The sequence below is a fragment of the Vibrio hyugaensis genome (assembly GCF_002906655.1).
Taxonomy (GTDB): Bacteria; Pseudomonadota; Gammaproteobacteria; order Enterobacterales; family Vibrionaceae; genus Vibrio; species Vibrio hyugaensis.
In genome coordinates this window covers 2,269,619-2,294,338 of sequence record NZ_CP025794.1, presented here as the reverse complement: position 1 = coordinate 2,294,338, position 24,720 = coordinate 2,269,619, and the positions used below count along the sequence as shown (strand labels likewise).

Annotated in this window: 15 protein-coding genes, 4 tRNA genes, 3 rRNA genes and 1 pseudogene; 6 read left to right on the top strand and 17 right to left on the bottom strand. The window is 46.5% G+C overall.

Going from position 1 to position 24,720, the window contains the following annotated elements:
• Positions 1–2 precede the first annotated feature (2 nt).
• The 4 genes and pseudogenes from C1S74_RS11305 (at position 3) to C1S74_RS11290 (ending at position 4,778) form a co-directional block, all read left to right on the top strand.
• Positions 3–731 carry a uroporphyrinogen-III synthase gene (locus C1S74_RS11305; RefSeq protein WP_045402662.1) on the top strand — a complete coding sequence of 243 codons (729 nt, stop codon included), beginning with the start codon at positions 3–5 and terminating at the stop codon, positions 729–731.
• A gap of 17 nt (positions 732–748) precedes the next feature.
• Complete coding sequence (locus tag C1S74_RS11300) at positions 749–1,960, top strand: uroporphyrinogen-III C-methyltransferase (protein ID WP_045402660.1); 1,212 nt, start codon at positions 749–751, stop codon at positions 1,958–1,960.
• Positions 1,960–3,141 carry a heme biosynthesis protein HemY gene (locus C1S74_RS11295; protein WP_045402658.1) on the top strand — a complete coding sequence of 394 codons (1,182 nt, stop codon included), beginning with the start codon at positions 1,960–1,962 and terminating at the stop codon, positions 3,139–3,141. The genes C1S74_RS11300 and C1S74_RS11295 overlap by 1 nt, the downstream gene beginning before the upstream one ends.
• A 662-nt stretch (positions 3,142–3,803) precedes the next feature.
• A pseudogene (locus C1S74_RS11290) lies at positions 3,804–4,778 on the top strand (IS630 family transposase).
• Positions 4,779–4,886: 108 nt separating this feature from the next.
• On the opposite strand, the gene C1S74_RS11285 reads toward C1S74_RS11290, so the two are convergent.
• From C1S74_RS11285 to trxA, 14 genes are all read right to left on the bottom strand, one after another.
• A tRNA-Trp gene (locus C1S74_RS11285) sits at positions 4,887–4,963 on the bottom strand.
• Positions 4,964–5,022: 59 nt separating this feature from the next.
• Positions 5,023–5,099: transfer RNA gene (locus tag C1S74_RS11280), tRNA-Asp, on the bottom strand.
• 32 nt (positions 5,100–5,131) lie between these two features.
• A 5S ribosomal RNA gene (gene rrf / locus C1S74_RS11275) occupies positions 5,132–5,248 on the bottom strand.
• A 90-nt stretch (positions 5,249–5,338) separates the two neighbouring features.
• Positions 5,339–8,229, bottom strand: a 23S ribosomal RNA gene (locus C1S74_RS11270).
• Between the two features lie 290 nt (positions 8,230–8,519).
• Positions 8,520–8,595 (bottom strand) — tRNA-Ala (locus C1S74_RS11265).
• A 36-nt stretch (positions 8,596–8,631) separates the two neighbouring features.
• Positions 8,632–8,708: transfer RNA gene (locus tag C1S74_RS11260), tRNA-Ile, on the bottom strand.
• 65 nt (positions 8,709–8,773) lie between these two features.
• Positions 8,774–10,326: ribosomal RNA gene (locus C1S74_RS11255) — 16S ribosomal RNA — on the bottom strand.
• Together the 16S, 23S and 5S rRNA genes with 4 tRNA genes alongside form the textbook arrangement of a ribosomal RNA operon.
• A gap of 522 nt (positions 10,327–10,848) precedes the next feature.
• Positions 10,849–11,562 (bottom strand): NAD(P)H-flavin reductase, encoded by a 714-nt coding sequence (gene fre / locus C1S74_RS11245; RefSeq protein ID WP_045402602.1) that lies wholly within the window; start codon positions 11,560–11,562, stop codon positions 10,849–10,851.
• Positions 11,563–11,576: 14 nt separating this feature from the next.
• Positions 11,577–11,846 carry a 2Fe-2S iron-sulfur cluster-binding protein gene (locus C1S74_RS11240; protein WP_009696789.1) on the bottom strand — a complete coding sequence of 90 codons (270 nt, stop codon included), beginning with the start codon at positions 11,844–11,846 and terminating at the stop codon, positions 11,577–11,579.
• Positions 11,843–13,696, bottom strand: a complete 1,854-nt coding sequence (gene ubiD, locus C1S74_RS11235) for a 4-hydroxy-3-polyprenylbenzoate decarboxylase (RefSeq protein WP_045402599.1) — start codon at positions 13,694–13,696, stop codon at positions 11,843–11,845. Before ubiD ends, C1S74_RS11240 begins: the two co-directional genes overlap by 4 nt.
• 136 nt (positions 13,697–13,832) lie before the next feature.
• Complete coding sequence (locus C1S74_RS11230) at positions 13,833–14,825, bottom strand: hypothetical protein (RefSeq protein WP_038868580.1); 993 nt, start codon at positions 14,823–14,825, stop codon at positions 13,833–13,835.
• A gap of 162 nt (positions 14,826–14,987) precedes the next feature.
• Positions 14,988–16,424, bottom strand: coding sequence for an IS1182 family transposase (locus C1S74_RS11225; protein WP_103415238.1), 1,437 nt, complete (start codon positions 16,422–16,424; stop codon positions 14,988–14,990).
• Positions 16,425–16,545: 121 nt separating this feature from the next.
• Entirely contained in the window at positions 16,546–17,805 is a 1,260-nt protein-coding gene (rho, locus tag C1S74_RS11220) for a transcription termination factor Rho (RefSeq protein WP_038868581.1), read from the bottom strand.
• Between the two features lie 196 nt (positions 17,806–18,001).
• Positions 18,002–18,328, bottom strand: a complete 327-nt coding sequence (gene trxA / locus C1S74_RS11215) for a thioredoxin TrxA (protein ID WP_004745500.1) — start codon at positions 18,326–18,328, stop codon at positions 18,002–18,004.
• Positions 18,329–18,439: 111 nt separating this feature from the next.
• On the opposite strand from trxA, the gene rhlB reads away from it, so the two are divergent.
• Together rhlB and gppA are read left to right on the top strand one after the other, a co-directional pair.
• On the top strand, positions 18,440–19,753 hold the full coding sequence (gene rhlB / locus C1S74_RS11210; RefSeq protein WP_038877451.1) for an ATP-dependent RNA helicase RhlB: 1,314 nt from the start codon (positions 18,440–18,442) through the stop codon (positions 19,751–19,753).
• Positions 19,754–19,772: 19 nt separating this feature from the next.
• On the top strand, positions 19,773–21,266 hold the full coding sequence (gppA, locus tag C1S74_RS11205; protein WP_045403354.1) for a guanosine-5'-triphosphate,3'-diphosphate diphosphatase: 1,494 nt from the start codon (positions 19,773–19,775) through the stop codon (positions 21,264–21,266).
• Positions 21,267–21,481: 215 nt separating this feature from the next.
• Here gppA and C1S74_RS11200 read toward each other — a convergent pair whose 3' ends face one another.
• The 3 genes from C1S74_RS11200 to recQ form a co-directional block, all read right to left on the bottom strand.
• The gene (locus C1S74_RS11200) at positions 21,482–22,156 is read right to left on the bottom strand and encodes a 7-cyano-7-deazaguanine/7-aminomethyl-7-deazaguanine transporter (protein ID WP_045403353.1); all 675 of its coding nucleotides are present in this window, start codon (positions 22,154–22,156) and stop codon (positions 21,482–21,484) included.
• Between the two features lie 239 nt (positions 22,157–22,395).
• Positions 22,396–22,701: a DUF3630 family protein gene (locus tag C1S74_RS11190; RefSeq protein ID WP_038868585.1), complete on the bottom strand. Its 306-nt coding sequence runs from the start codon at positions 22,699–22,701 to the stop codon at positions 22,396–22,398.
• Between the two features lie 9 nt (positions 22,702–22,710).
• Positions 22,711–24,546 carry an ATP-dependent DNA helicase RecQ gene (gene recQ / locus C1S74_RS11185; protein WP_038877447.1) on the bottom strand — a complete coding sequence of 612 codons (1,836 nt, stop codon included), beginning with the start codon at positions 24,544–24,546 and terminating at the stop codon, positions 22,711–22,713.
• Positions 24,547–24,720 lie beyond the last annotated feature (174 nt).

Here is a 24,720-nt window from a genome sequence, read left to right as displayed (position 1 = left end):
CCATGGCAGTGTTGGTCACTCGGCCGGGAGAGCAAGGCAAAGCGCTTTGCTCTCTACTCGAAAGGCACGGCATAACTGCAATCCATCATCCATTGATCGACATTGTTGCCGATCTTAGCGATACACTCCTCTCTAAATACATCGAAAGTGCCCAAATCATCATTGCAGTTAGCCAACATGCGGTGCAGTGCGCTGAGCAAATCTTAGAAAACAACGCTAAATCATGGCCCAAGCAAGCTGTATACCTTGCCGTTGGTCAAAAAACAGCACACTATTTGAGCAAATGCACACAACAGAAAGTACACTATCCACAAGTCAGTGATAGTGAGCACTTGTTGCAACTTCCCGAACTAAACAATGTAGAAAAACAAACAGTTCTAATCCTTCGTGGCAACGGGGGGCGGGAACTGATTAAAGATGCATTGGTGAGACGCGGAGCAAAAGTTCACTATAGTGAGACTTATAAGAGAGAATTTATCCCATTCGATCCAGTAAGCTGTGTCTCATTATGGAAAACCCAACAAATCGACCAGATAATCGTCACCAGTGGTGAACAACTGGATTATTTGTGCAGCCAATTGACGTCAGAACAATTGGTTTGGCTTAATCAACAAGAGTTGTATATCCCCAGTCAGCGCATCGCTGACATCGCAATTCAAAGGGGCTTCTCTCAGGTCAGATGTACAGGAAGTGCATCCAACCAAGAATTACTGGCTGCTCTCCAGCCCTAGCTACACAGGATATAGGCATGACAAGTAAAAATAACGACCAAAAAAATAACGATAAAAACCTTTCCGAACAAACTGCATCGGCACTGCTAGCTGAAAAAGACACGCCGAAACAAGAATCTGAGCCTAAAAAGGTAGACTCAAAGCCTGCTGAACCAACCAAACCAGCAGAACCAAACAAAGTTGAATTTGAAGAGAAGCAAGGCAAACGCGGCGTGAAGCTGGGTACTGTGGCTATCGTCTTATCACTTATTTTTGGTGGTGGTCTGACATACAAAATGCTTGAACAGCAATCTGAATACCAAACTCAGATCGCTCAGCTTCAAAGCCAACTAGAGCAAGCTCAATCAGCAATGAAACAAGAGCTAAACCAAGTAAAAGAAGAAACTATTGAAAAAGCGACGACAGCAACGCACAAAGCTGAAGTGGTTCTTGGTCAGCAGCGAAAAAGTATTGAAAGCCTACAATTAGCAGTGGCCGACGTGAAAGGCCGTCGTCCAAACGATTGGTTGTTAGCAGAAGCTGACTATCTAGTAAAACTTGCTGGTCGTAAGCTGTTTCTAGAGCATGATGTAGAAAGCGCGACTCAGTTGATGGAAAGCGCAGACCAGCGTATTGCAGCGCTAAACGATCCAAGCCTTGTAGGTCTGCGTAAAGCAATGGCAAACGACATCACTAAGCTACGTGTTGTGCCACTAGTTGACCGTGATGGTCTAGTATTGCGTTTAACGGCATTGCAACAGCAAGTAGACAAACTGCCTCTCGCAAATGCATTACTACCAGAAGCGGCAGCGGTTGAGAAGCAGCAAGTATCAGAAGACATTGCAAACTGGCAAGATAACCTGATGACCTCACTAAAAGACTTCTCAGAGAACTTCATCACCTTCCGTACACGTGATGGCAATGTGATTCCATTGCTCTCACCACAACAACACTTCTACTTGAAAGAGAACATCAAAGCCAAGATCGAAACAGCGATTAAATCGGTTTACCAAGAACAAGGGGAAATATACACCACCTCTTTGGAAACCGCGGACAAATGGGCAATGGCATTCTTCAACCAAGATGATAATTCAGTTAAAGAGTTCAACAAATCATTGAGCCAGTTGAGTAAACAAGACATCGAAGTTGAATACCCAGCGAAACTGGAGAGTCAAAATCAGCTATCAGATGTGATTCGCGAGCGCCTACGTCGTGAAGTAACCACAATGACAGGTACGGAGGATAAGTAATGGTTCGTCTTATTTTCCTATTTGTTGTTCTTGGGGCTGGCTTATTTGTTGGTACTCAGTTCTCAGGCCAGCAAGGTTATGTCCTGATCTCAATTGCCAATAAAACCATTGAGATGAGTGTCACTACCCTAGTGATTTTTGTGATTGCCGCACTGGCTGCATTGTTCCTATTGGAGTATGTCGTCAAGAAACTGGTTTACGCAAGCTCGAGCACTTGGAACTACTTTAGCGTCCGTAAAATGCGTCGTTCTCGTCGTTACACCAACGAGGGCATCATCAAGCTACTTGAAGGTGACTGGAAAGGTGCCGAGAAGAAAGTGACACGCTGGGCAAACCATCACGACATGCCGTTGCTTTGCTACCTAGTGGCGTCAGAAGCCGCGCAGGGGCAAGGTGACAAAACGAAGCGTGACCAGTACCTAGAGCTAGCAAGCCAACAAGAGAATGCGCACTTAGCAGTAGAGTTGACTCGCGCGAAACAGTTCATTCGTGATAACGAGTTCGAGTCTGCATTCGATACGTTACAAGCATTAAAAGGTCAGTACGCGAATAACTCGATTGTTCTTAACCTGCAAAAAACCACTTACATGCAGCTTAAGCTATGGCAATCACTGATCGATCTGATGCCTCAGCTAAGTAAAGCCAAACTGATCACAGAAGAAGAGCAAGCAGAGCTAATTCAGAAAGCTCAATGTGGTTTGCTACACGAAGTGGCTCAGCAACAAGGTAGCGAAGGTCTTATCTCACACTGGAACAGTCTGCCACGTAAGGTAAAACAAGACGCTCACCTGATCGGTTGTTTTGCTCACGAGCTAATCTCCCGCAAAGCAGATACCGAAGCCTTCACTGTGATCAAAGAAGCTTTGAAGAAGAGCCCAACACCGGATCTATACCAATTACTGCCAGAGCTAAACCTACCAGATAGCCACCCGGTGATTGTTTTCCTTGAAGGTGTCTTGAAACGTGAACCAGAAAACGCAGCAGCACAAAGTGCATTGGCACACTTCTTCTTCCGCCAAGAGAAATGGCAAGAAGCACAAGAACATTTCGAGGTTGCGCTAAAGCTTCGCTCAGACGTTTCTGACTATGCTTACCTAGCAGACACACTAGAGAAGCAAAACTTAACTAAAGCGGCTCACGAAGTCTCTCGCAAAGCCCTAACGCTAGTTCAAAATAACTAAGCGGTTCAGAAGTTAGAAAGCCGACAGTTTATTACTGTCGGCTTTTTTATTACCTGCAATTTATCAAGCCCCTTCATAGTTCCAACGCTAACCTCCCTCTACCACCTAAAACCAACGACGCACCATCACCGAGGCTTTTGTCGTTCATTCCCAACTGCACTTCCTCATCTCATTAAGAACCACTTGAAACTACTTCAATCATTTTCTGCAAAGCAGTCATGTTAATCGGCAGTAAGTATTAAAGGGCGCTTAAAAGCGCTAACTCACATTGAATACAGTAGCGAATAGAAACGTACTTCTGTTAACAGAAGCCCTGTATCAATAGGGGTAACGAGAAGCAGGCTTGATAACCTTTATAGGCACTTTAGAGAGTTGGCTAGATGTTCTAGAAGGTTTTGTTCGGAATTGAACAATGAAAAAGTGTGAACTGCTATCGCTATTATAGGGGCGGATAGCTCGAATTTTTGAGTATGCTTAACACAAGGTTTCTCCTGTAATGACAGATAGTGAAGAAAGCTAGTTTAGGAGCTAGTGTTTGGCTAATACCAATCTAAGTAAGAATATGATCTAATTAGCTTTATAACTTCTTGTTCGAGAATACTAGGGATAGCTTCAGTAACATCAACTTTAAAAAGCTCGCTAGCCAGCAAAAGTCTATTCAGATGAAGATGCGTCTACTCGCTCTAGCACACTTTAAAGAAGGACAATCTCGAACACAGATTGCCAAGTACTTAAAGGTAAGTCGCACTAGCGTAAATAAATGGGTTCAGACCTTTCTGGAGGAAGGACTTGAAGGCTTACAAGAAAAACCAAGAACAGGAAGACCTACGTTTCTTACCCCAAAACAACGTGAACAGTTAAGCCTATATATTAAGAGGCGAGCTTCCGAACCTTCTGTAGGAAGATTAACTGGTAGTGACATTCACGCCTACATCATCAAAGAGTTTGGCAAGCATTACCACCCAGATTCTATCTATTACTTGCTCAATCGTATGGGCTTTTCTTGGATAACGTCACGCTCCAAACACCCTTCTCAATCTCAACAGCTCCAAGACGATTTTAAAAGATTCAAAACTGAAACGATCCTCAAGATCCCAGGTCACATAAGCCTTGAGGCGGTCGATGTCTGGTTTCAAGACGAAGCGAGATTTGGACAACAAAATACAACTACTCGCTTATGGGCAGAGCGTGGCACAAGACCCCGAGCGGTGAAGCAACAGCAATTTGAGTATGCTTACTTATTCGGTTCTGTCTGTCCAAGAAGAGGAATAGGGGAAGCCATCGTCGTACCTTGGGTAAATAAAGAAATTATGATCCAGCACCTTAATCAAATCTCTCAAGTAACAGAGTATGGCCGTCATGCTGTCGTGATCATGGATAGGGCTGGATGGCATACAGATGACATTGCCGAGCAATTTAACAATGTGAGTATCATCAAGCTCCCACCCTATTCACCAGAGTTGAACCCAATAGAACAAGTATGGAGTTGACTGCGACAACACTATTTAGCGAACCAGACCTTTACGAACTACAACGATATTGTAGACAAGGTGTGCAGCGCATGGGTTCGGTTCTTGGAAAGTACTGATAGGGTGACAGATATGTGCAGAAGAGAATGGATTAATCTGACCAGTTAATTTTCCAGATTGGTATGATAGGAAATTTATGCGGAGATCAGGGAGATGAATCTTTTCATCGATTCAAGACGTAAAAAAGCCCCAGCATTTCTGCTGAGGCTTTCAATCTGGCAGGGGTGGAGAGATTCGAACTCCCAACACGCGGATTTGGAATCCGCTGCTCTGCCAATTGGAGCTACACCCCTAAATTCTACAAATTGTAGATTCGACAAAACCTTGCATTGAGCAAGGCTTTCTAAATAAGTGGCGGAGCGGACGGGACTCGAACCCGCGACCCCCGGCGTGACAGGCCGGTATTCTAACCAACTGAACTACCGCTCCGCACTGGTTAGACATTTAAGTCTAAATTTAAAGCCTGGCGATGTCCTACTCTCACATGGGGAAACCCCACACTACCATCGGCGCTAATTCGTTTCACTTCTGAGTTCGGAATGGAAGTCAGGTGGGTCCAAATCGCTATGGTCGCCAAGCAAATTCTTTAATCCGGAAAGCTGTTTTAAGTTCTACTTACACATTCAATCGTTCTTGTATTGAGTCCATCAAAACCCCTTGGGTGTTGTATGGTTAAGCCTCACGGGCAATTAGTACAGGTTAGCTCAACGCCTCACAACGCTTACACACCCTGCCTATCAACGTTCTAGTCTCGAACAACCCTTTAGGATACTTAAAGTATCAGGGAAGACTCATCTCAGGGCTCGCTTCCCGCTTAGATGCTTTCAGCGGTTATCGATTCCGAACTTAGCTACCGGGCAATGCGTCTGGCGACACAACCCGAACACCAGAGGTTCGTCCACTCCGGTCCTCTCGTACTAGGAGCAGCCCCCTTCAATCTTCCAACGCCCACGGCAGATAGGGACCGAACTGTCTCACGACGTTCTAAACCCAGCTCGCGTACCACTTTAAATGGCGAACAGCCATACCCTTGGGACCGACTTCAGCCCCAGGATGTGATGAGCCGACATCGAGGTGCCAAACACCGCCGTCGATATGAACTCTTGGGCGGTATCAGCCTGTTATCCCCGGAGTACCTTTTATCCGTTGAGCGATGGCCCTTCCATACAGAACCACCGGATCACTATGACCTGCTTTCGCACCTGCTCGAATTGTCATTCTCGCAGTCAAGCGGGCTTATGCCATTGCACTAACCTCACGATGTCCAACCGTGATTAGCCCACCTTCGTGCTCCTCCGTTACTCTTTGGGAGGAGACCGCCCCAGTCAAACTACCCACCAGGCACTGTCCGCAACCCCGATTAGGGGTCGACGTTAGAACATCAACACTACAAGGGTGGTATTTCAAGGACGGCTCCACACAATCTAGCGACTGTGCTTCAAAGCCTCCCACCTATCCTACACATGTAGGGTCAATGTTCAGTGCCAAGCTGTAGTAAAGGTTCACGGGGTCTTTCCGTCTAGCCGCGGGTACACTGCATCTTCACAGCGATTTCAATTTCACTGAGTCTCGGGTGGAGACAGCGTGGCCATCATTACGCCATTCGTGCAGGTCGGAACTTACCCGACAAGGAATTTCGCTACCTTAGGACCGTTATAGTTACGGCCGCCGTTTACCGGGGCTTCGATCAAGAGCTTCGACCGAAGTCTAACCCCATCAATTAACCTTCCGGCACCGGGCAGGCGTCACACCGTATACGTCATCTTACGATTTTGCACAGTGCTGTGTTTTTAATAAACAGTTGCAGCCACCTGGTATCTGCGACTCTCGTCAGCTCCATCCGCAAGGGACTTCACCATCAAGAGCGTACCTTCTCCCGAAGTTACGGTACCATTTTGCCTAGTTCCTTCACCCGAGTTCTCTCAAGCGCCTTGGTATTCTCTACCCGACCACCTGTGTCGGTTTGGGGTACGATTCCTTACAATCTGAAGCTTAGAGGCTTTTCCTGGAAGCATGGCATCAATGACTTCACTACCGTAGTAGCTCGACGTCGTGTCTCAGCCTTAAAAAGAGCCGGATTTACCTAACTCTTCAGCCTACGCACTTGAACCTGGACAACCGTCGCCAGGCCCACCTAGCCTTCTCCGTCCCCCCATCGCAATTGTAAGAAGTACGGGAATATTAACCCGTTTCCCATCGACTACGCCTTTCGGCCTCGCCTTAGGGGTCGACTTACCCTGCCCCGATTAACGTTGGACAGGAACCCTTGGTCTTCCGGCGAGGAGGTTTTTCACCCCCTTTATCGTTACTCATGTCAGCATTCGCACTTCTGATACCTCCAGCATGCTTTACAACACACCTTCAACGGCTTACAGAACGCTCCCCTACCCAATGAAGTAAACTTCATTGCCGCAGCTTCGGTTTATTACTTAGCCCCGTTACATCTTCCGCGCAGGCCGACTCGACCAGTGAGCTATTACGCTTTCTTTAAATGATGGCTGCTTCTAAGCCAACATCCTGGCTGTCTGAGCCTTCCCACATCGTTTCCCACTTAGTAATAATTTGGGACCTTAGCTGGCGGTCTGGGTTGTTTCCCTCTCCACGACGGACGTTAGCACCCGCCGTGTGTCTCCCGGATAGTACTTACTGGTATTCGGAGTTTGCAAAGGGTTGGTAAGTCGGGATGACCCCCTAGCCTTAACAGTGCTCTACCCCCAGTAGTATTCGTCCGAGGCGCTACCTAAATAGCTTTCGGGGAGAACCAGCTATCTCCAGGTTTGATTGGCCTTTCACCCCTAGCCACAAGTCATCCGCTAATTTTTCAACATTAGTCGGTTCGGTCCTCCAATTGATGTTACTCAATCTTCAACCTGCCCATGGCTAGATCACCTGGTTTCGGGTCTATATCCAGCGACTAAGTCGCGCAGTTAACACTCGCTTTCGCTACGGCTCCCCTAGATGGTTAACCTTGCCACTGAATATAAGTCGCTGACCCATTATACAAAAGGTACGCAGTCACACCACGAAGGTGCTCCTACTGCTTGTACGTACACGGTTTCAGGTTCTATTTCACTCCCCTCACAGGGGTTCTTTTCGCCTTTCCCTCACGGTACTGGTTCACTATCGGTCAGTCAGTAGTATTTAGCCTTGGAGGATGGTCCCCCCATATTCAGACAGGATATCACGTGTCCCGCCCTACTCGATTTCACTGAATGTGCGTTGTCAACTACGGGGCTATCACCCTTTATTGCCGGACTTTCCAGACCGTTCGTCTAACGCATATAAAGCTTAAGGGCTAGTCCAATTTCGCTCGCCGCTACTTTCGGAATCTCGGTTGATTTCTTTTCCTCGGGGTACTTAGATGTTTCAGTTCCCCCGGTTCGCCTCGCTGCGCTATGTATTCACGCAGCGATACTAGCTTATGCTAGTGGGTTTCCCCATTCGGAAATCCCAGACTCAAGTGGTTTTTACTACCTAATCTGGGCTTATCGCAAGTTAATACGTCCTTCATCGCCTCTGACTGCCAAGGCATCCACCGTGTACGCTTAGTCACTTAACCATACAACCCGAAGGAGTTTCGAGTTGATGTTCAAATCACCAAAGTTGTCTCTCATTATTTGAATGAGCGAGAGACATATCGATTTTGCCGGACTCAATTTCGAATAATCACAGTAAAAGTGATATTCCCAAGAACACTTGAATGTGTTTTTTGGTGTTTGTCTTAAAGACAAACATTGAGAACTTTACAAACAATCTTAAAGATTGTTTTGTCAGCTTTCCAAATTGTTAAAGAGCTAGATTTTCTGATGAAAACCATTTTTAAAAGCACTCATCGAATGCGCTTAAAGATGGTGGAGCTATGCGGGATCGAACCGCAGACCTCCTGCGTGCAAGGCAGGCGCTCTCCCAGCTGAGCTATAGCCCCATCAGTGTGATACTGTGTGCCAATTTCCAAGGAAATTGGTGGGTCTGAGTGGACTCGAACCACCGACCTCTCGCTTATCAGGCGAACGCTCTAACCACCTGAGCTACAGACCCAGTATCGTCTCTTACTTATAAACCGTATCAATCTGTGTGGACACTCATCGTGAGTAATCATCGTATAAGGAGGTGATCCAGCGCCAGGTTCCCCTAGCGCTACCTTGTTACGACTTCACCCCAGTCATGAACCACAAAGTGGTAAGCGTCCTCCCGAAGGTTAAACTACCTACTTCTTTTGCAGCCCACTCCCATGGTGTGACGGGCGGTGTGTACAAGGCCCGGGAACGTATTCACCGTGGCATTCTGATCCACGATTACTAGCGATTCCGACTTCATGGAGTCGAGTTGCAGACTCCAATCCGGACTACGACGCACTTTTTGGGATTCGCTCACTATCGCTAGCTTGCTGCCCTCTGTATGCGCCATTGTAGCACGTGTGTAGCCCTACTCGTAAGGGCCATGATGACTTGACGTCGTCCCCACCTTCCTCCGGTTTATCACCGGCAGTCTCCCTGGAGTTCCCGACATTACTCGCTGGCAAACAAGGATAAGGGTTGCGCTCGTTGCGGGACTTAACCCAACATTTCACAACACGAGCTGACGACAGCCATGCAGCACCTGTCTCAGAGTTCCCGAAGGCACCAATCCATCTCTGGAAAGTTCTCTGGATGTCAAGAGTAGGTAAGGTTCTTCGCGTTGCATCGAATTAAACCACATGCTCCACCGCTTGTGCGGGCCCCCGTCAATTCATTTGAGTTTTAATCTTGCGACCGTACTCCCCAGGCGGTCTACTTAACGCGTTAGCTCCGAAAGCCACGGCTCAAGGCCACAACCTCCAAGTAGACATCGTTTACGGCGTGGACTACCAGGGTATCTAATCCTGTTTGCTCCCCACGCTTTCGCATCTGAGTGTCAGTATCTGTCCAGGGGGCCGCCTTCGCCACCGGTATTCCTTCAGATCTCTACGCATTTCACCGCTACACCTGAAATTCTACCCCCCTCTACAGTACTCTAGTCTGCCAGTTTCAAATGCTATTCCGAGGTTGAGCCCCGGGCTTTCACATCTGACTTAACAAACCACCTGCATGCGCTTTACGCCCAGTAATTCCGATTAACGCTCGCACCCTCCGTATTACCGCGGCTGCTGGCACGGAGTTAGCCGGTGCTTCTTCTGTCGCTAACGTCAAATAATGCAGCTATTAACTACACTACCTTCCTCACGACTGAAAGTGCTTTACAACCCGAAGGCCTTCTTCACACACGCGGCATGGCTGCATCAGGCTTGCGCCCATTGTGCAATATTCCCCACTGCTGCCTCCCGTAGGAGTCTGGACCGTGTCTCAGTTCCAGTGTGGCTGATCATCCTCTCAGACCAGCTAGGGATCGTCGCCTTGGTGAGCCATTACCTCACCAACTAGCTAATCCCACCTAGGCATATCCTGACGCGAGAGGCCCGAAGGTCCCCCTCTTTGGCCCGTAGGCATCATGCGGTATTAGCCATCGTTTCCAATGGTTATCCCCCACATCAGGGCAATTTCCTAGGCATTACTCACCCGTCCGCCGCTCGACGCCCTTAACGTTCCCCGAAGGTTCAGTTAACTCGTTTCCGCTCGACTTGCATGTGTTAGGCCTGCCGCCAGCGTTCAATCTGAGCCATGATCAAACTCTTCAATTTAAGATTTTGTTCGGCTCAACGAATACTGACTTCAAAACTCATCCTTACTCGAAAGTAAGAAGTAATTTTAAAGCTATTATCGTTCCAACAGAACGATAATGAATTGACTGTGCCAAGTCCGAAGACTTGCTTGGTCACTCAGTTCATTGAAACCTAATTTGAAACCGAAGTTTCTAATTGGATTATCATCAACGAGTGCCCACACAGATTGATAGGTCTATATTTTTAAAGAGCTTGCTTTGCGAGAAGCTTTTCTCTCAAAGCGGAGGTGCATTCTAGCGAGATAATTGAGGGTGTCAAACACTTTTTTCAATTTATTTTCTCAGAAGCTTTTCACCTCTCCGACCCTGCTGAAGCCTTATCGCGTCTGCCGTGTCGGTGGATGCGCATTATAGGGAACTCAGATCCGTTCGCAACCCTTTTTTGAAAAAAAATGGAAAAAACTAACTGTTCGATGACTATTTCATCAAAAAAGCAAAAAAGAGGGTAAAAAACCCTCTTTTTCTGCCCCAAAAGCTGTATTTAAATGAATGCGTACGCGTCTGCGAACATACGTTCACTCTTCGCTTTCTTGTTCTGGGTGAACTGTTCACGCGCTGCCCCAGCCATTTCAAAGCGACCAGCAATATAGATATCGTAGTTTTCTAAGCTTTCGAAATCTTCACTCACCGCTTGTAGCACGTTACCAACTTTACCTTGCCAATCGGCAGGTGCTTCTTCTACTACTGGGATAAAATGAACGTTAGCAAACTTTTCAGCGATCTCGACCAGTTCTTCTTTAGCGTAAAGCTGGCAATTATCGCGCGCACCCCAGTATAGATAGATAGGGTTGGTTTTGTTCTGTGCTACACAGTGATCCAGAATCGAGCGCACGTAACTAAAGCCAGTACCACCAGCAATCAATAATAGTGGGCGCTCGCTTTCTTCTTGAACCCAAGCATCACCATGTGGTGCATCAATTTCGATATGACCATCTGTTTCTAATGCCGATTGCATTGCTTCAACGACTTCTAATGCGTAAGCATTTTGCTCTGCCGCACCGATGTGCAACTCCAGTTCGCCTTCATGACGGCAAGGGCTACTTGCAATAGAGAAAGGGCGTTTGTCTTTTTCACCCATCACTACCATTAGGTACTGACCTGCTTTAAAAGGCACTGGTGATTCTGGATGAAGAAGGATTTGGTAAGTATTACAAGCTAACGGCTCAATAGACTTTACTTTACATTGGATGGTCATGGTGTTCCTCTCGCTTACTCGTCAAAAGTAAGCACTAAATTACTTTCTGTATAGGCTTGGCAAGGGAATATCCAACCTTGCTGTTGCTCTTTTTCGGTTAGCATCGGTTCGAGGTGATAACTCACCTCGCCCGTTAGCTTTTTACACATGCACATGGCGCAAGCGCCAACTTGGCAACGGTGTGGGAAGCGAATATTGTTGTTGAGCGCAGCTTCCAACACCGTCTCCCCTTCTTTTACTTGGAACGTAACGTCCATTGGTAGAAGGTGGACTTGATGACTCATAGAATACCTAACTGGTCCCAAATCTCATCGACTTTAGCCACAAGTTTAGGATCTTTTTTGATAGGCGAGCCCCACTCGCGCGTGGCTTCAGATTCAAACTTATTGGTCGCATCGAGCCCAAGTTTAGATGAACTACCCACCTTACCACGAACTTGAGTGGTATCTCTGTCTGGATCCATTCGGGTTGTCACAGCCCAAATGATGTCATTCCAATCTTGTGCGTTGACGTCATCGTCGCACAAAATAATGAATTTATTATCCGTGTACTGAGCAAAGAAGTCCCACAAGTATTCCATCAATGCTTGAGATTGACCGGCTTGGTCTTTCTTCATTGTCACGACAGCAAATTGGTTATTTGCCGTTGCCGGTAGATAGATATCGACAATGTCAGGACGTTGCTGTTTCAACGCATCCAGATCAGATTGGGTAATCGCTTTATTATCTCGCTCGGTGACCTTGGTTCGTGTTGCCAGTTCAGCATCCCATTTAATGGTCGCATCTAAACCCATCTTGGAGCCAAGCCCAACCACGGGTGAAGCAAAGTCGAGTGAGTCAATTGGCGTGTTATCTATCATCAAGGTATCACGTACAGGGTCCATATGCTCTGACATGGCTTTCACGACATCATTCCAATCTCGCGCATTTACCGATTCATCGCACACAATAACAAACTTGGTGTACATGAATTGACGCAAGAAAGACCACACTCCCATCATTACGCGCTTGGCATGTCCTGGGTACTGCTTCTTCATAGTGACGACTGCCATTCGGTACGAACAACCTTCCGGTGGTAGATAGAAGTCTTCAATCTCTGGGAACTGTTTTTGCAAAATAGGCACAAACACTTCGTTTAATGCCACACCCAATACAGCCGGTTCATCTGGCGGACGACCGGTATAAGTACTGTGATAAATTGGGTCCTTACGCATAGTAATGTGCGTAATGGTAAATACGTGGTGCTTTTCTTTTTCGTTATAGTAGCCAGTGTGGTCACCGTAAGGGCCTTCATCGGCAAACTCGTTCGGGTCGATATAACCTTCCATAACGATTTCCGCACTCGCTGGCACTTCCAAATCATTACTGATTGACTTCACGACTTCAGTTTTGCTGCCGCGCAGTAAACCTGCAAATGCATATTCCGATAGCGTATCTGGCACTGGTGTTACTGCGCCAAGAATGGTCGCAGGGTCTGCACCAAAAGCGACCGAAACAGGAAAAGATTTCCCTGGATTGGTTTCCATCCAATCTCGCAGATCAAGCGCACCGCCGCGGTGAGCTAGCCAACGCATGATAATTTTGTTCTTGGCAATTTTCTGCTGGCGATAAATACCTAGGTTCTGACGTTTCTTATTTGGACCTTTAGTCACGGTTAAACCCCACGTAAGCAGTGGCGCAACGTCTTCTGCCCAGCAGCTCATCACTGGGATTTTATCCAAATCGACTTCATCACCTTGCCATACAATGTCTTGGCACGGCGCTTTACGTAGACGCTTGGCTGGCATGTTCAACACTTGCTTGAACACTGGCAGTTTTTCTAAGGCGTCTTTAAAGCCTTTTGGTGGCTCAGGTTCTTTTAAATAAGCCAGCAGCTTACCAACTTCTCTTAATTCTTTAACGTCTTCGCGCCCCATGCCGATTGCGACACGTTCTGGCGTACCAAATAGGTTCGTCAAAACAGGTACGTCGTAGCCAATTGGGTTCTCAAACAACAGTGCAGGGCCACCAGCACGCAAGGTGCGGTCACTTATTTCTGTCATTTCGTAAGCGGGATCGACGGGGTGAGTGATGCGTTTAAGTCGACCTTTCTGTTCTAGGTGGTCGATAAATTCGCGTAAATCCTTAAAACTCATAGGCCTTCATGCTGGCTGATTAAATTATTCGCAGTATAACAAATAGGAGGACGCTAAGATCCTCCTATTTTGTGTGGGTATGTGAGCTAAGCAGCGACAAGAATCGAGCCTTGAAGAACGCTTAATTCAGGAACAGTTATTCCAAGAACTTTTCAATCTGCCGAGCTTTGACTTGGCGATTGTTTGACACTAACTCTTCCAGCCAAGATTGATGCCCTTGTTTCGCTAGCTCTCTGGCCACTAAAGTAGCTTCCTCAGAAAGCGCCATTTTAGCGATCAGAAACTGTTTTACGTCTGAAGTCAGAGGATTGGATCTCGTCAGAAGCTCAATTGCATAGGGTTTTAAAGTTGGATTAACAGTAGAGCTCATCAATTGCTGCAAAGAGAATGCATCACCGACTTCCGCTAACCTTGTAAGCTCAGTTTGGCTGTTGTAATCAGCACGCATTCGCCACAACAGATCATACATCGCCTCATTTTGACTCACTTGTGCTAAACGTACGACAACAGCTGTAGAAGGTAACCAGCTAGTAACGTTTGCATGAGTTAACTGTTTAGTGATTGCCTCAAGTGCATCTGGAGATAAGCTGTCTAATTCGCGGATCAACAATGCCTCTCGAGCTTGTATTTGCTGCGATGTACCGGTAAGCCAATCTTTAAGGTTGAGTTCTTGGCGCTCTGCTTCCAATACAAACTCCAACGTGCTTTGGTCTTGCTTCCAGCGTTTGATCAAACGGCTTGCCACCGCAGGAAAGTTAAATGCGGGTATACTGAACTCATAACCATCACCACGCTCAAGCACTTGATAGGTTGGCGTAATACTGATTTGGGATTCGACAAAAATGGCCATTCTTGGCGTAAGGATGATTTCTTGTTGCTCAAGCTTTTCGAGCAAAAGAAAACGGACGACTTCTTGTTGAGGGAAAGCAAGTCGGTCGAGAGCGAATTTAAGCGAGTCGACCTCGTCTCTGACTGCATAATCGAGCAATTCAGATACTTTGGTCTGTATGTGGGTATCCTGAAGCCACTGCTCTACCACGGTTTCCTGCATTTCCTTCGCAGATAACGTTGCGGGTAATGTGATAAGTGACAAGCTCAGGAGTAATGACGACAACATTCCTTGTTGCATGTTAACCTCCCGATAACATTTTCTTCATTCTGCTGCTTCTATCGGGAGAAAGCAATAAAAAAGCCACCGATATACGGTGGCCCAGATTGATGACGAACCCCACCTTTTTCGGTGGGGTTCTTTTTTATAAGCGACCGTAGGTCGCGATCGCGATATTTTTCGCTATACCAGATTTAATCTGTTCCAACTCTTAAACAAGTATTTAGAAGCTAATATTTGTCTTATTTGAGCCATATTGAACCCCATTTTTTGTAAATAACTCATTACTAGAGCTATCTTCTTGATGTTTTGAGCTGCGGCAGCTAACCAACACTGCATTTGCACTTTGCTTAGCCCACGGAAGCGGGCATAACGGTGCCCATGGTGCTGCTTAGCATCAGCGAAGCTTCTTTCTACCGTCTCACTTCTTCGTCTATACGTCTTCTTCCCATAGGGAGAGAGCCGCATTTGGTTCGCTCTCTCCACTGCATCTGTATAGATGTGTCTGGTGATGACTTTCTTCATGTTTTTACTTTGAGTACAGTCATTTCGCATTGGGCAGAGCACGCATTCTTTCGGGTCTGAGTGATACTCTCTATAAGCATCTCGTGACGTCGTTTTGTAGATAAGCGTTTGCCCATTTGGACATCGATAACTGTCACTCTCTTTGTGGTAGATAAAGTGCTTCTTCTTGAACGTGTTCTTTGTTCTTGATGGCCTACGGTAGCCGAACACACCTAAGATATTTCGGCGCTCTAATGACTCTGCCACGGGAGCGGTAAAATAGCCGGCATCGAGACCAACAGCTATAGGGTTAAGATTGAACTGCTCTAGCGTGTAGTCCAGTCGTTCAATATAGGGTTGAGAGTCATTGATATTACCTGCCGTCGCATGAGTGTCGACGATGATCCCATGCAGACCATCGACGGTACGATGGTCAAGGTAGAAGAAGCCTTGTGGTTTATTGTCTCTCGTCATAAAACCACTTTCTGGGTCTGTAGTACTGACTTTCGTATTCTTTGTTTTAGGCTCGGATACTCGTGCCTTAAGCGACTTCTTTCCTTCTCGTTCTCGGTCTAATGCAACGTCTTCATCAAGCATGTCGAGGTAAGCACTGGCTCGAACGTCTCTGACCTCATTGGTGTGTTTATTTTTGTTAGCGTTTGCTTTGAGGTGAGTGCTGTCGGTAAAGAGTTGCTGCCCAGCGACCAAGCCTTTGGCCATAGCCTGCTCAACGATGTTGATAAAGATACGTTCGAATACGTCGGTATTATTGAAGCGGCGAATACGGTTTTGGCTCAGTGTTGAAGCATGGATAACCTTCTCCGTTAACGACATGCGCAAGAACCAACGATAGGCTACATTGACTTCAATCTCTTTAACGAGCTGTCGCTCGCTTTTGATTCCGAAGAGGTAGCCAATAAAAATGATTTTGAAAAGTCGAACAGGGTCAACAGGTGGTCGACCGTTATCTTGACAATAGAGGTGAGCGACTTGGTCCCGGATAAATTCGAAGTCTATGGCTTTATCAATTTTGCGGACTAAATGGTCTTTAGGAACTAACTGCTCCATCGTCACCATTTCAAATTCGTATTGTTGAGGAGAAGGATCTTGTAGCATATTGGAGTATCCATTTTTCGATACCCCTATTAGATCAAAGGTCTAGCCTGATGGCTAGACCTTTGTCAGCAGTCTGAGCCACCGATATACGGTGGCCCTTCGCAGAATTACTTATCTGAGACTATTGGCGACGCATTGCATCGAAGAACTCGTCGTTTGTCTTCGTCATCGCTAGCTTATCGATTAGGAACTCCATCGCGTCAGTTTCACCCATTGGGTGAACAATCTTACGCAGAATCCACATCTTCTGTAGTTCGTCTGTCTTCGTTAGTAGCTCTTCACGACGAGTACCACTACGGTTGAAGTCAATCGCAGGGAATACACGCTTTTCAGCAATCTTACGGTTCAAGTGCAGTTCCATGTTACCTGTACCCTTGAACTCTTCGTAGATAACTTCATCCATTTTAGAACCAGTATCGACTAGCGCTGTTGCGATGATAGTTAAGCTGCCGCCTTCTTCTACGTTACGAGCTGCACCGAAGAAACGCTTAGGACGGTGTAGTGCGTTTGCATCCACACCACCAGTTAGTACTTTACCTGATGAAGGCACTACGGTGTTGTATGCACGAGCTAGACGAGTAATAGAGTCAAGCAAGATAACCACGTCTTTCTTGTGTTCAACAAGACGTTTTGCTTTCTCGATTACCATTTCTGCTACTTGTACGTGGCGAGAAGCTGGCTCATCAAACGTTGACGCAACCACTTCACCTTTAACTAGACGCTGCATCTCTGTTACTTCTTCTGGACGTTCGTCGATTAGAAGTACCATCAACTCACACTCAGGGTGGTTGTATGCGATGCTTTGAGCAATGTTTTGCAGAAGCATTGTTTTACCCGCTTTAGGCGGAGCAACAATCAAACCACGTTGGCCTTTACCGATTGGTGATGCCAAATCTAAAACACGTGCCGTGATATCTTCTGTAGAACCGTTACCGCGCTCCATAACCATACGCTCGTTCGCGTGTAGAGGCGTTAAGTTCTCGAATAGGATCTTGTTACGAGCGTTATCTGGTTTGTCATCGTTTACGGTGTTGACTTTCAGAAGGGCAAAGTAACGTTCACCATCTTTTGGTGGACGAATTTTACCAGCAATTGAGTCACCAGTACGTAGGTTGAAACGACGAATCTGACTTGGTGAAACGTAGATATCATCAGGGCCAGCAAGGTATGAGCTGTCTGCGCTACGTAGGAAACCAAAGCCGTCTTGCAGAATCTCCAGAACCCCATCGCCAAAGATGTCTTCGCCGCCTTTCGCGTGCGCTTTAAGAATAGCGAAGATGATGTCTTGTTTTCTTAGACGAGCTAGGTTCTCAAGACCTAGGCTTTCGCCAAGCTTTACAAGGTCAGATACTGGTCTGTTCTTCAGTTCAGTAAGATTCATGGTGGTGGATGCTTGTTTAGTCAAAATAAGATCTGTTTTCTAGTTAAGATGGATTTGGTCTCAGGATCGACCAAGAAGAGAAATTTGTTCAATTAACGCGCGATAAGTTAGCACTAATTAATATTCTAGTCCAGAGTTAGAAAAACAAAACCGCGCATTGTTACATTGCACGGTTTTGTCTGTAATCACTTGGTGATTATAGGTTTGCGTCCAAAAACTCTTTTAATTGAGTCTTAGACAGAGCACCAACTTTCGTTGCCGCTACGTTACCGTCTTTAAATAACAGTAGCGTTGGAATGCCGCGAATGCCAAATTTAGGTGGTGTACCTGCATTATGGTCAATATTTAGTTTACCGATAGTGAGTTTGCCTTCGTACTCATCAGCGATCTCGTCCAGAATTGGAGCAATCATTTTACAAGGACCACACCATTCTGCCCAGAAATCCACTAGAACCGGGCCTGCAGCGTTGATTACGTCGTTTTCAAAACCGTCATCAGTAAGCTGCAAAATCTTATCACTCATCTTCCACTCCAATGTGTTTTTCGAAACTGGTTGGATGATAACCAGTAAATAGATGCCCTATTGGAATGTATTTACTTTCGTATTGCAAGCTTTAGCTGATATTCTATAGCCATGAAAAAGACGCATATCACAGAGCAAAAGTTCGCCGATTTGGATTTAAAGCCCCAAGTTATTGAAGGATTGGAAAAAAAAGGGTTCGAGTTTTGTACCCCTATCCAAGCCTTGGCGTTGCCGGTACTGCTCACCGGCCAAGACATAGCAGGCCAGGCCCAAACGGGCACTGGTAAGACCCTCGCGTTTCTTACTGCAACTTTCAACCACCTTCTGACGACACCAGAACACGAAGGCCGCAAGCCAACACAACCGCGTGCAATCATCATGGCACCAACACGTGAGCTGGCGATTCAGATCTACAACGATGCTGAACCTTTAATTGCAAGTACTGGTCTTAAAGCAGCACTGGCTTACGGCGGCGAAAGCTACGATAAGCAGTTAAATAAGCTTCAAGACGGTGTCGATATCCTGATCGGTACGACAGGTCGTATTATTGATTTCTACAAGCAGCGCGTATTCAACCTAAACAACATTCAAGCGGTTGTTTTGGATGAAGCAGACCGCATGTTTGACCTCGGCTTTATTAAAGACATCCGTTTCTTGTTCCGCCGTATGCCTGAGCCAAAAGAGCGTTTGAACATGCTTTTCTCAGCAACGCTTTCTTACCGTGTACAAGAACTTGCCTTCGAGCACATGCATAACCCTGAGCATGTTGTGGTTGAGCCTGAACAAAAAACAGGTCACCGCATCCAAGAAGAACTTTTCTACCCTTCTAACGAAGATAAGATGGCACTACTTCAAACTTTGATTGAAGAAGAATGGCCAGATCGTGCGATCGTTTTTGCAAACACCAAACACAAGTGTGAGTCAATCTGGGGTCACCTAGCGGCAGACGGACACCGTGTTGGTCTATTGACTGGCGACGTTCCACAGAAGAAACGTGAAAAGATTCTTGAGCAATTCACTCGCGGTGAAGTTGACCTACTCGTAGCAACCGACGTTGCGGCGCGTGGTCTACATATTCCTCAAGTAACACACGTATTTAACTTCGACTTACCTGATGATTGTGAAGATTACGTTCACCGTATCGGTCGTACTGGTCGTGCAGGTGCAAGTGGTCACTCAATCAGCTTTGCTTGTGAAGATTACGCAATCAACTTGCCACCTATCGAAGAATACATTGAGCATGCAATCCCAGTTTCTGATTACGATGCATCGGCATTGATTCAGGAATTACCAGCTCCACTTCGTATGCGTGCACCTCGTACTCAGCAACGCCGCACCAATACAGGTGGTACTCGCTCTGGTAACCGTAAGCCGCAAGGACGCCGTCCTCGTCAGCCGCGTCAATCAGCGCCAAAACAATCATAATAGGAAACTGAAGTCGTTTATGAGTCAAGCAGGATCATCACCGCTATACGCCGCCATCGACCTCGGGTCGAACAGTTTTCACATGCTCGTTGTGCGTCACATCGATGGCAGCGTTCAAACCATGGCTAAAATTAAGCGCAAAGTTCGTCTAGCAGCGGGCTTAGATGAACATAATTCTCTTAGTACGGAAGCTATGCAGCGAGGATGGGACTGCTTAAGTCTATTTGCAGAACGCTTGCAGGACATTCCTAAACAGAACATCCGCATTGTCGGTACCGCGACATTGCGTACCGCGACTAATGTGGATGTTTTTCTAGAGAAGGCGAACCAAATTTTAGGTCTGCCTATCGAAGTGATTACCGGTGAAGAAGAAGCCGCCACTATATATAAAGGTGTTGCTCACACTTCTGGCGGCAGTGGCCGTCGTTTGGTGGTTGACATTGGTGGCGCAAGTACCGAACTGATCATCGGCGAAGGTTTTGAAGCCAAAGCACTCACCAGTTTAAAAATGGGCTGTGTCACTTGGTTGGAAAACTTCTTCAAAGACCGCCAGCTCAATGCACGTAACTTTGAAGCCGCTATAGAAGGCGCAAAACAAACACTCAAACCGATTCTGGAGCAGTATACAGAGCTAGGTTGGGATGTCTGTGTTGGCGCTTCTGGCACAGTTCAAGCTCTGCAAGAGATCATGCTTGCGCAAGGTATGGACGAAGTCATTACTCATGCAAAACTCAAGCGTCTGCAAAAACAAGCCATGCTTGCCGATCACTTAGAAGAACTCGATATCGAGGGACTTACCCTAGAACGCGCGTTAGTCTTCCCAAGTGGTTTATCCATTCTTATCGCCATTTTCGAGTTACTAGAAATTGATGCGATGACATTGGCTGGCGGCGCACTGCGTGAAGGCTTAGTGTATGAGATGGTCGACGAACTTCGTCAAAATGACATTCGTGCACGTACTATTTGCAGCGTGCAGAGTCGTTACCAATTGGATTGCCAATATGGTGAGCAAGTAGCAAACCTTGCGAGCAGGTTGCTTGAACAAGTCGGTGATGACGAATGGGTAGCAGAACCACAAGGCAAAGTACTGCTAGAAACAACGGCCAAGTTGCACGAAATCGGGCTAACTATCGATTTCAAGAAAGGCGGTGAGCACAGCGCTTACCTACTACAACATTTGGACTTACCTGGTTATACGCGCGCTCAGAAGTTTGTTATCGGTGAAATCGTTCGACGTTACCGTGAGCAGCTCACCTCTTTACCAGAGCAGCACGCGCTGTCTGGAACTAGTGGTAAGCGATTACTTCGTTTATTACGCCTTGCCGTACTATTGAGCCATCGCCGTAACCCAGCTCTGGAACCAAAAGTCACGCTAAATGCAGAAGGCGACAAGTTAACACTGAACATTGATGCTAACTGGCTTGATGCAAACCCGTTAACAGCCGCTGAGTTGGAAATTGAATCCAACCGTCAGACTGATATTGGCTGGCCGCTTAGCGTCGTCACAAGTTAATCACCATCACTCAATGATTGTTTAAAGAAAGGTCCTTATTAGGGCCTTTTTTATTGTTAAGCTTTGTCGAGTTTTACCTGCGTACAGCTCATGGGGCTTTTGGACACCCATGATCTAATTACTCCCCGCGCTGCACAAAATGCTCTACCCCCTAGTATACAGGCACAAAAAAGCCGCTTGATTTGAGTAAGCGGCTTTCGGGGTTCCCACTGATATTAAGATTGAACGCTTGTCGTCACCTTAAAGTCAGGGTTCACCGCAGTCAGCTTCTTAATCAGGTAATTCAGTAGTACACCGTACATAGGAACGAACAAACCAAGACTGATAATCAGTTTGAATCCGTAATCCACCAGCGCGATTTCTGTCCAATGTTCCGCCATAAATGGATCTGGACTTTGGTAGAACGCAATAGCAAAGAAAGCGATGGTATCAAGTGCATTACCAAAAAGCGTTGAACACGTTGGTGCCACCCACCACTGTTTCATCTGGCGTAGACGGTTGAACACGTGCACATCCATGATTTGACCAAGCAAGTAAGCCATGAAGCTAGCAATCGCAATTCGAGCAACGAACAGGTTGAACTCCCCTAGGTGAGCAAAGCCTTGGAATTGGCCTTCAAAGAACACCACCGATAGGAAGTAAGAGACAGCCAATGCAGGTAGCATCACTAAGAAAATGATCTTACGCGCCATTTTTGCACCGAAAATACGAACCGTAAGGTCGGTAGCCAAAAAGATAAATGGGAAGGTAAATGCGCCCCAAGTGGTATGGAAGCCAAAGATAGTAAACGGTAGCTGAACTAGATAATTACTAGATGCAATAATGACTAAGTGGAATAGAACCAGATAGATAAGGGCGTTGCGCTGCTGCGCAGGGGTAAAGTTACTCATGCGATACCTTTTTAGTTTGGTTTGGGGGTGAGGGAACCCAAATCGAGTCCTTTCAATAAAGAAAAGTACTCTTACCAACAATGTAAAATGAAAAAATAAACTGGCTAAGCTCATTCTGAGCGAAACGGTGGGCGATTATACATTAACCAATTTGACTCGCAAGCAGTCTGTATTACGCAAACGTTTGAGCACAAAAAAGGGCGTTTCATGTGAAACACCCTTTCGGAAAATTCTATTTTTTAGAAGCCGCGTTGGAACAATCCCGCTAGGTAATCCAACTCTTCCCTGCTCTCTTCAATCGCTAAGGCTTCAAACCAAATCGCTTCACTGTAATGTTCTGCTTTCATAAACAATCGACAACCTTCAAAGTCGATCAGCCAAGAATGAATGTCCGCATCCCATTGCTTTTCGACCACAGTAGCGGAAAGCAGTCCAAGTAAACGCTCACCTAAAGCAGGAAAACTATCGAGGTCAAAGCTTGGCGCGGTTATGATTAAGCGTCCCTCTCGTGCCATGTAGTCCGCTAAGCCAAATTCCTTTTGCATTTTGGTTCCTTATCCGTGGTGAGTAATGTGTTCTTGAATCAAATCAAGGAACGGATCGGCGTACTTCTCTAGCTTACGCTGACCAACACCGCTGACTGCCAGCATTTCGCCGTAAGAGGTTGGCAGAATTTCCGCCATATCAATCAAGGTCGCGTCACTGAATACAACGTATGGTGGTAAACCATCTTCATCCGCGATCGATTTACGCAACTTACGTAATTTGGCAAACAGCTTCTTATCGTAGTTCTTGCTGGTGAGTTTATCTGACTTCGCCGCACGTGCTGCGGTGTCTAAACGTGGGACCGCTAACTCTAGAGTCACATCGCCACGCAACAGCGGACGCGCTTCTTCCGTTAATTGCAGTGTTGAGTTGCGCGTGATGTTTTGGCTCAACAGTCCTTTGTGGATTAACTGACGGAAAATACTGATCCAGTAATCATGGCTATGGTCTCGGCCTATCGCGTAGGTAGAGATCTTGTCGTGACCGTTTTCACGTACACGAATATTCTGCATACCTCGCAGCACTTCCACCACATAGCCCATACCAAAGCTTTGGTTTACACGGTACACACAAGACAATGCCTTACGCGCTTCTTCCGTCGCATCAAAGTGTTTCGGTGGATCTAAGCAAATATCGCAGTTGCCACATGGCTTCTCACGATACTCTCCAAAGTAATTCAATAGCACCTGACGGCGACAGGTTTGCGCCTCAGCAAAGGCACTCATCGCATTCAGTTTGTGGGTTTCCACCTGCTTCTGTGGACCGTCGTCTTTCTCATCCAACATACGACGCAACCAACTTATATCTGCTGGGTCATACAGCATCATCGCTTCCGCAGGTAAACCATCACGCCCTGCACGACCCGTTTCCTGATAGTAGGATTCGATGTTACGTGGGATATCGAAGTGAACCACAAAACGCACGTTAGGTTTGTTGATACCCATACCAAAGGCCACTGTCGCAACGACGATCTGAATATCATCACGTTGGAAAGCTTCTTGAACGTAAGCACGCTCGTCTGCATCCATACCGGCATGGTAACCTGCAGCACGAATATGGTTGTTACACAGCTTCTCGGTCACCATCTCAACTTTCTTACGACTACCACAATAGATGATGCCGCAGTTGCCCTTTTGGGTATCCAGATATCGAATGATTTGCGAAACCGGTTTGTGTTTTTCAACTAAGTTATAGCGGATGTTCGGACGGTCAAAGCTACCTAGATAAACTTCAGGTGCGTTGAGTTGAAGTCGATCAAGAATATCTTTGCGCGTAGCGTCATCCGCAGTCGCCGTCAGCGCCATAAATGGCACATGGGAAAACTGCTGCTTAAGTTGACCAAGCGCGGCGTATTCAGGACGGAAATCATGTCCCCACTGGGAAATACAGTGTGCTTCATCGACGGCAATCATCGATAGCGGCAAGTTTTCCAAGCGCTCAATGAAATCACGCATCAATACACGTTCTGGCGAGACGTATACCAACTTAAGATGACCAGAGTGCATTCGGTTGTAAACACTAATGAGATCTTCTCGAGCCATGGTCGAGTTAATGCACTCAGCCGCTACACCGTTAGCTTTAAGCTGATCCACTTGGTCTTTCATCAACGAAATCAGCGGAGAAATGACCAAAGTAATGCCAGAGCGAACCAAAGCAGGGATTTGATAACACAGCGACTTACCACCACCCGTAGGCAGGATAACTAAGCTGTCACGACCTTCTACCGCGGCGTCAATCACCAACTGCTGACCATCACGGAACTCTTGGTAACCAAATACATCCTCCAACACACGTTGAGGCGTCAAAGGCGAATCAGATTGTTCGGCTAACAAAGTCGAGGTCATGAAAAATCTCAGATTGGGTCTTAGAAAGAAGTGCTTATGCATGCCACTAGCACGCAAAGTGAGGGCACATTGTAATGGGGTTTCATGGTGAATAAAACCGCAAATTGTTAGGTGATTAAGTTCACGACTCGTATACTGATTGTCTGCTCTATAAAAACTCAATTAGGTGACATC

Bases quoted from the DNA above. Each gene is read 5' to 3' on its own strand.
- C1S74_RS11305 (WP_045402662.1), top strand. From the start codon at position 3: ATGGCAGTGTTGGTCACTCGGCCGGGAGAGCAAGGCAAAGCGCTTTGC.
- C1S74_RS11300 (WP_045402660.1), top strand. From the start codon at position 749: ATGACAAGTAAAAATAACGACCAAAAAAATAACGATAAAAACCTTTCC.
- C1S74_RS11295 (WP_045402658.1), top strand. From the start codon at position 1,960: ATGGTTCGTCTTATTTTCCTATTTGTTGTTCTTGGGGCTGGCTTATTT.
- fre (WP_045402602.1), bottom strand. From the start codon at position 11,562: ATGACCATCCAATGTAAAGTAAAGTCTATTGAGCCGTTAGCTTGTAAT.
- C1S74_RS11240 (WP_009696789.1), bottom strand. From the start codon at position 11,846: ATGAGTCATCAAGTCCACCTTCTACCAATGGACGTTACGTTCCAAGTA.
- ubiD (WP_045402599.1), bottom strand. From the start codon at position 13,696: ATGAGTTTTAAGGATTTACGCGAATTTATCGACCACCTAGAACAGAAA.
- C1S74_RS11230 (WP_038868580.1), bottom strand. From the start codon at position 14,825: ATGCAACAAGGAATGTTGTCGTCATTACTCCTGAGCTTGTCACTTATC.
- C1S74_RS11225 (WP_103415238.1), bottom strand. From the start codon at position 16,424: ATGCTACAAGATCCTTCTCCTCAACAATACGAATTTGAAATGGTGACG.
- rho (WP_038868581.1), bottom strand. From the start codon at position 17,805: ATGAATCTTACTGAACTGAAGAACAGACCAGTATCTGACCTTGTAAAG.
- trxA (WP_004745500.1), bottom strand. From the start codon at position 18,328: ATGAGTGATAAGATTTTGCAGCTTACTGATGACGGTTTTGAAAACGAC.
- rhlB (WP_038877451.1), top strand. From the start codon at position 18,440: ATGAAAAAGACGCATATCACAGAGCAAAAGTTCGCCGATTTGGATTTA.
- gppA (WP_045403354.1), top strand. From the start codon at position 19,773: ATGAGTCAAGCAGGATCATCACCGCTATACGCCGCCATCGACCTCGGG.
- C1S74_RS11200 (WP_045403353.1), bottom strand. From the start codon at position 22,156: ATGAGTAACTTTACCCCTGCGCAGCAGCGCAACGCCCTTATCTATCTG.
- C1S74_RS11190 (WP_038868585.1), bottom strand. From the start codon at position 22,701: ATGCAAAAGGAATTTGGCTTAGCGGACTACATGGCACGAGAGGGACGC.
- recQ (WP_038877447.1), bottom strand. From the start codon at position 24,546: ATGACCTCGACTTTGTTAGCCGAACAATCTGATTCGCCTTTGACGCCT.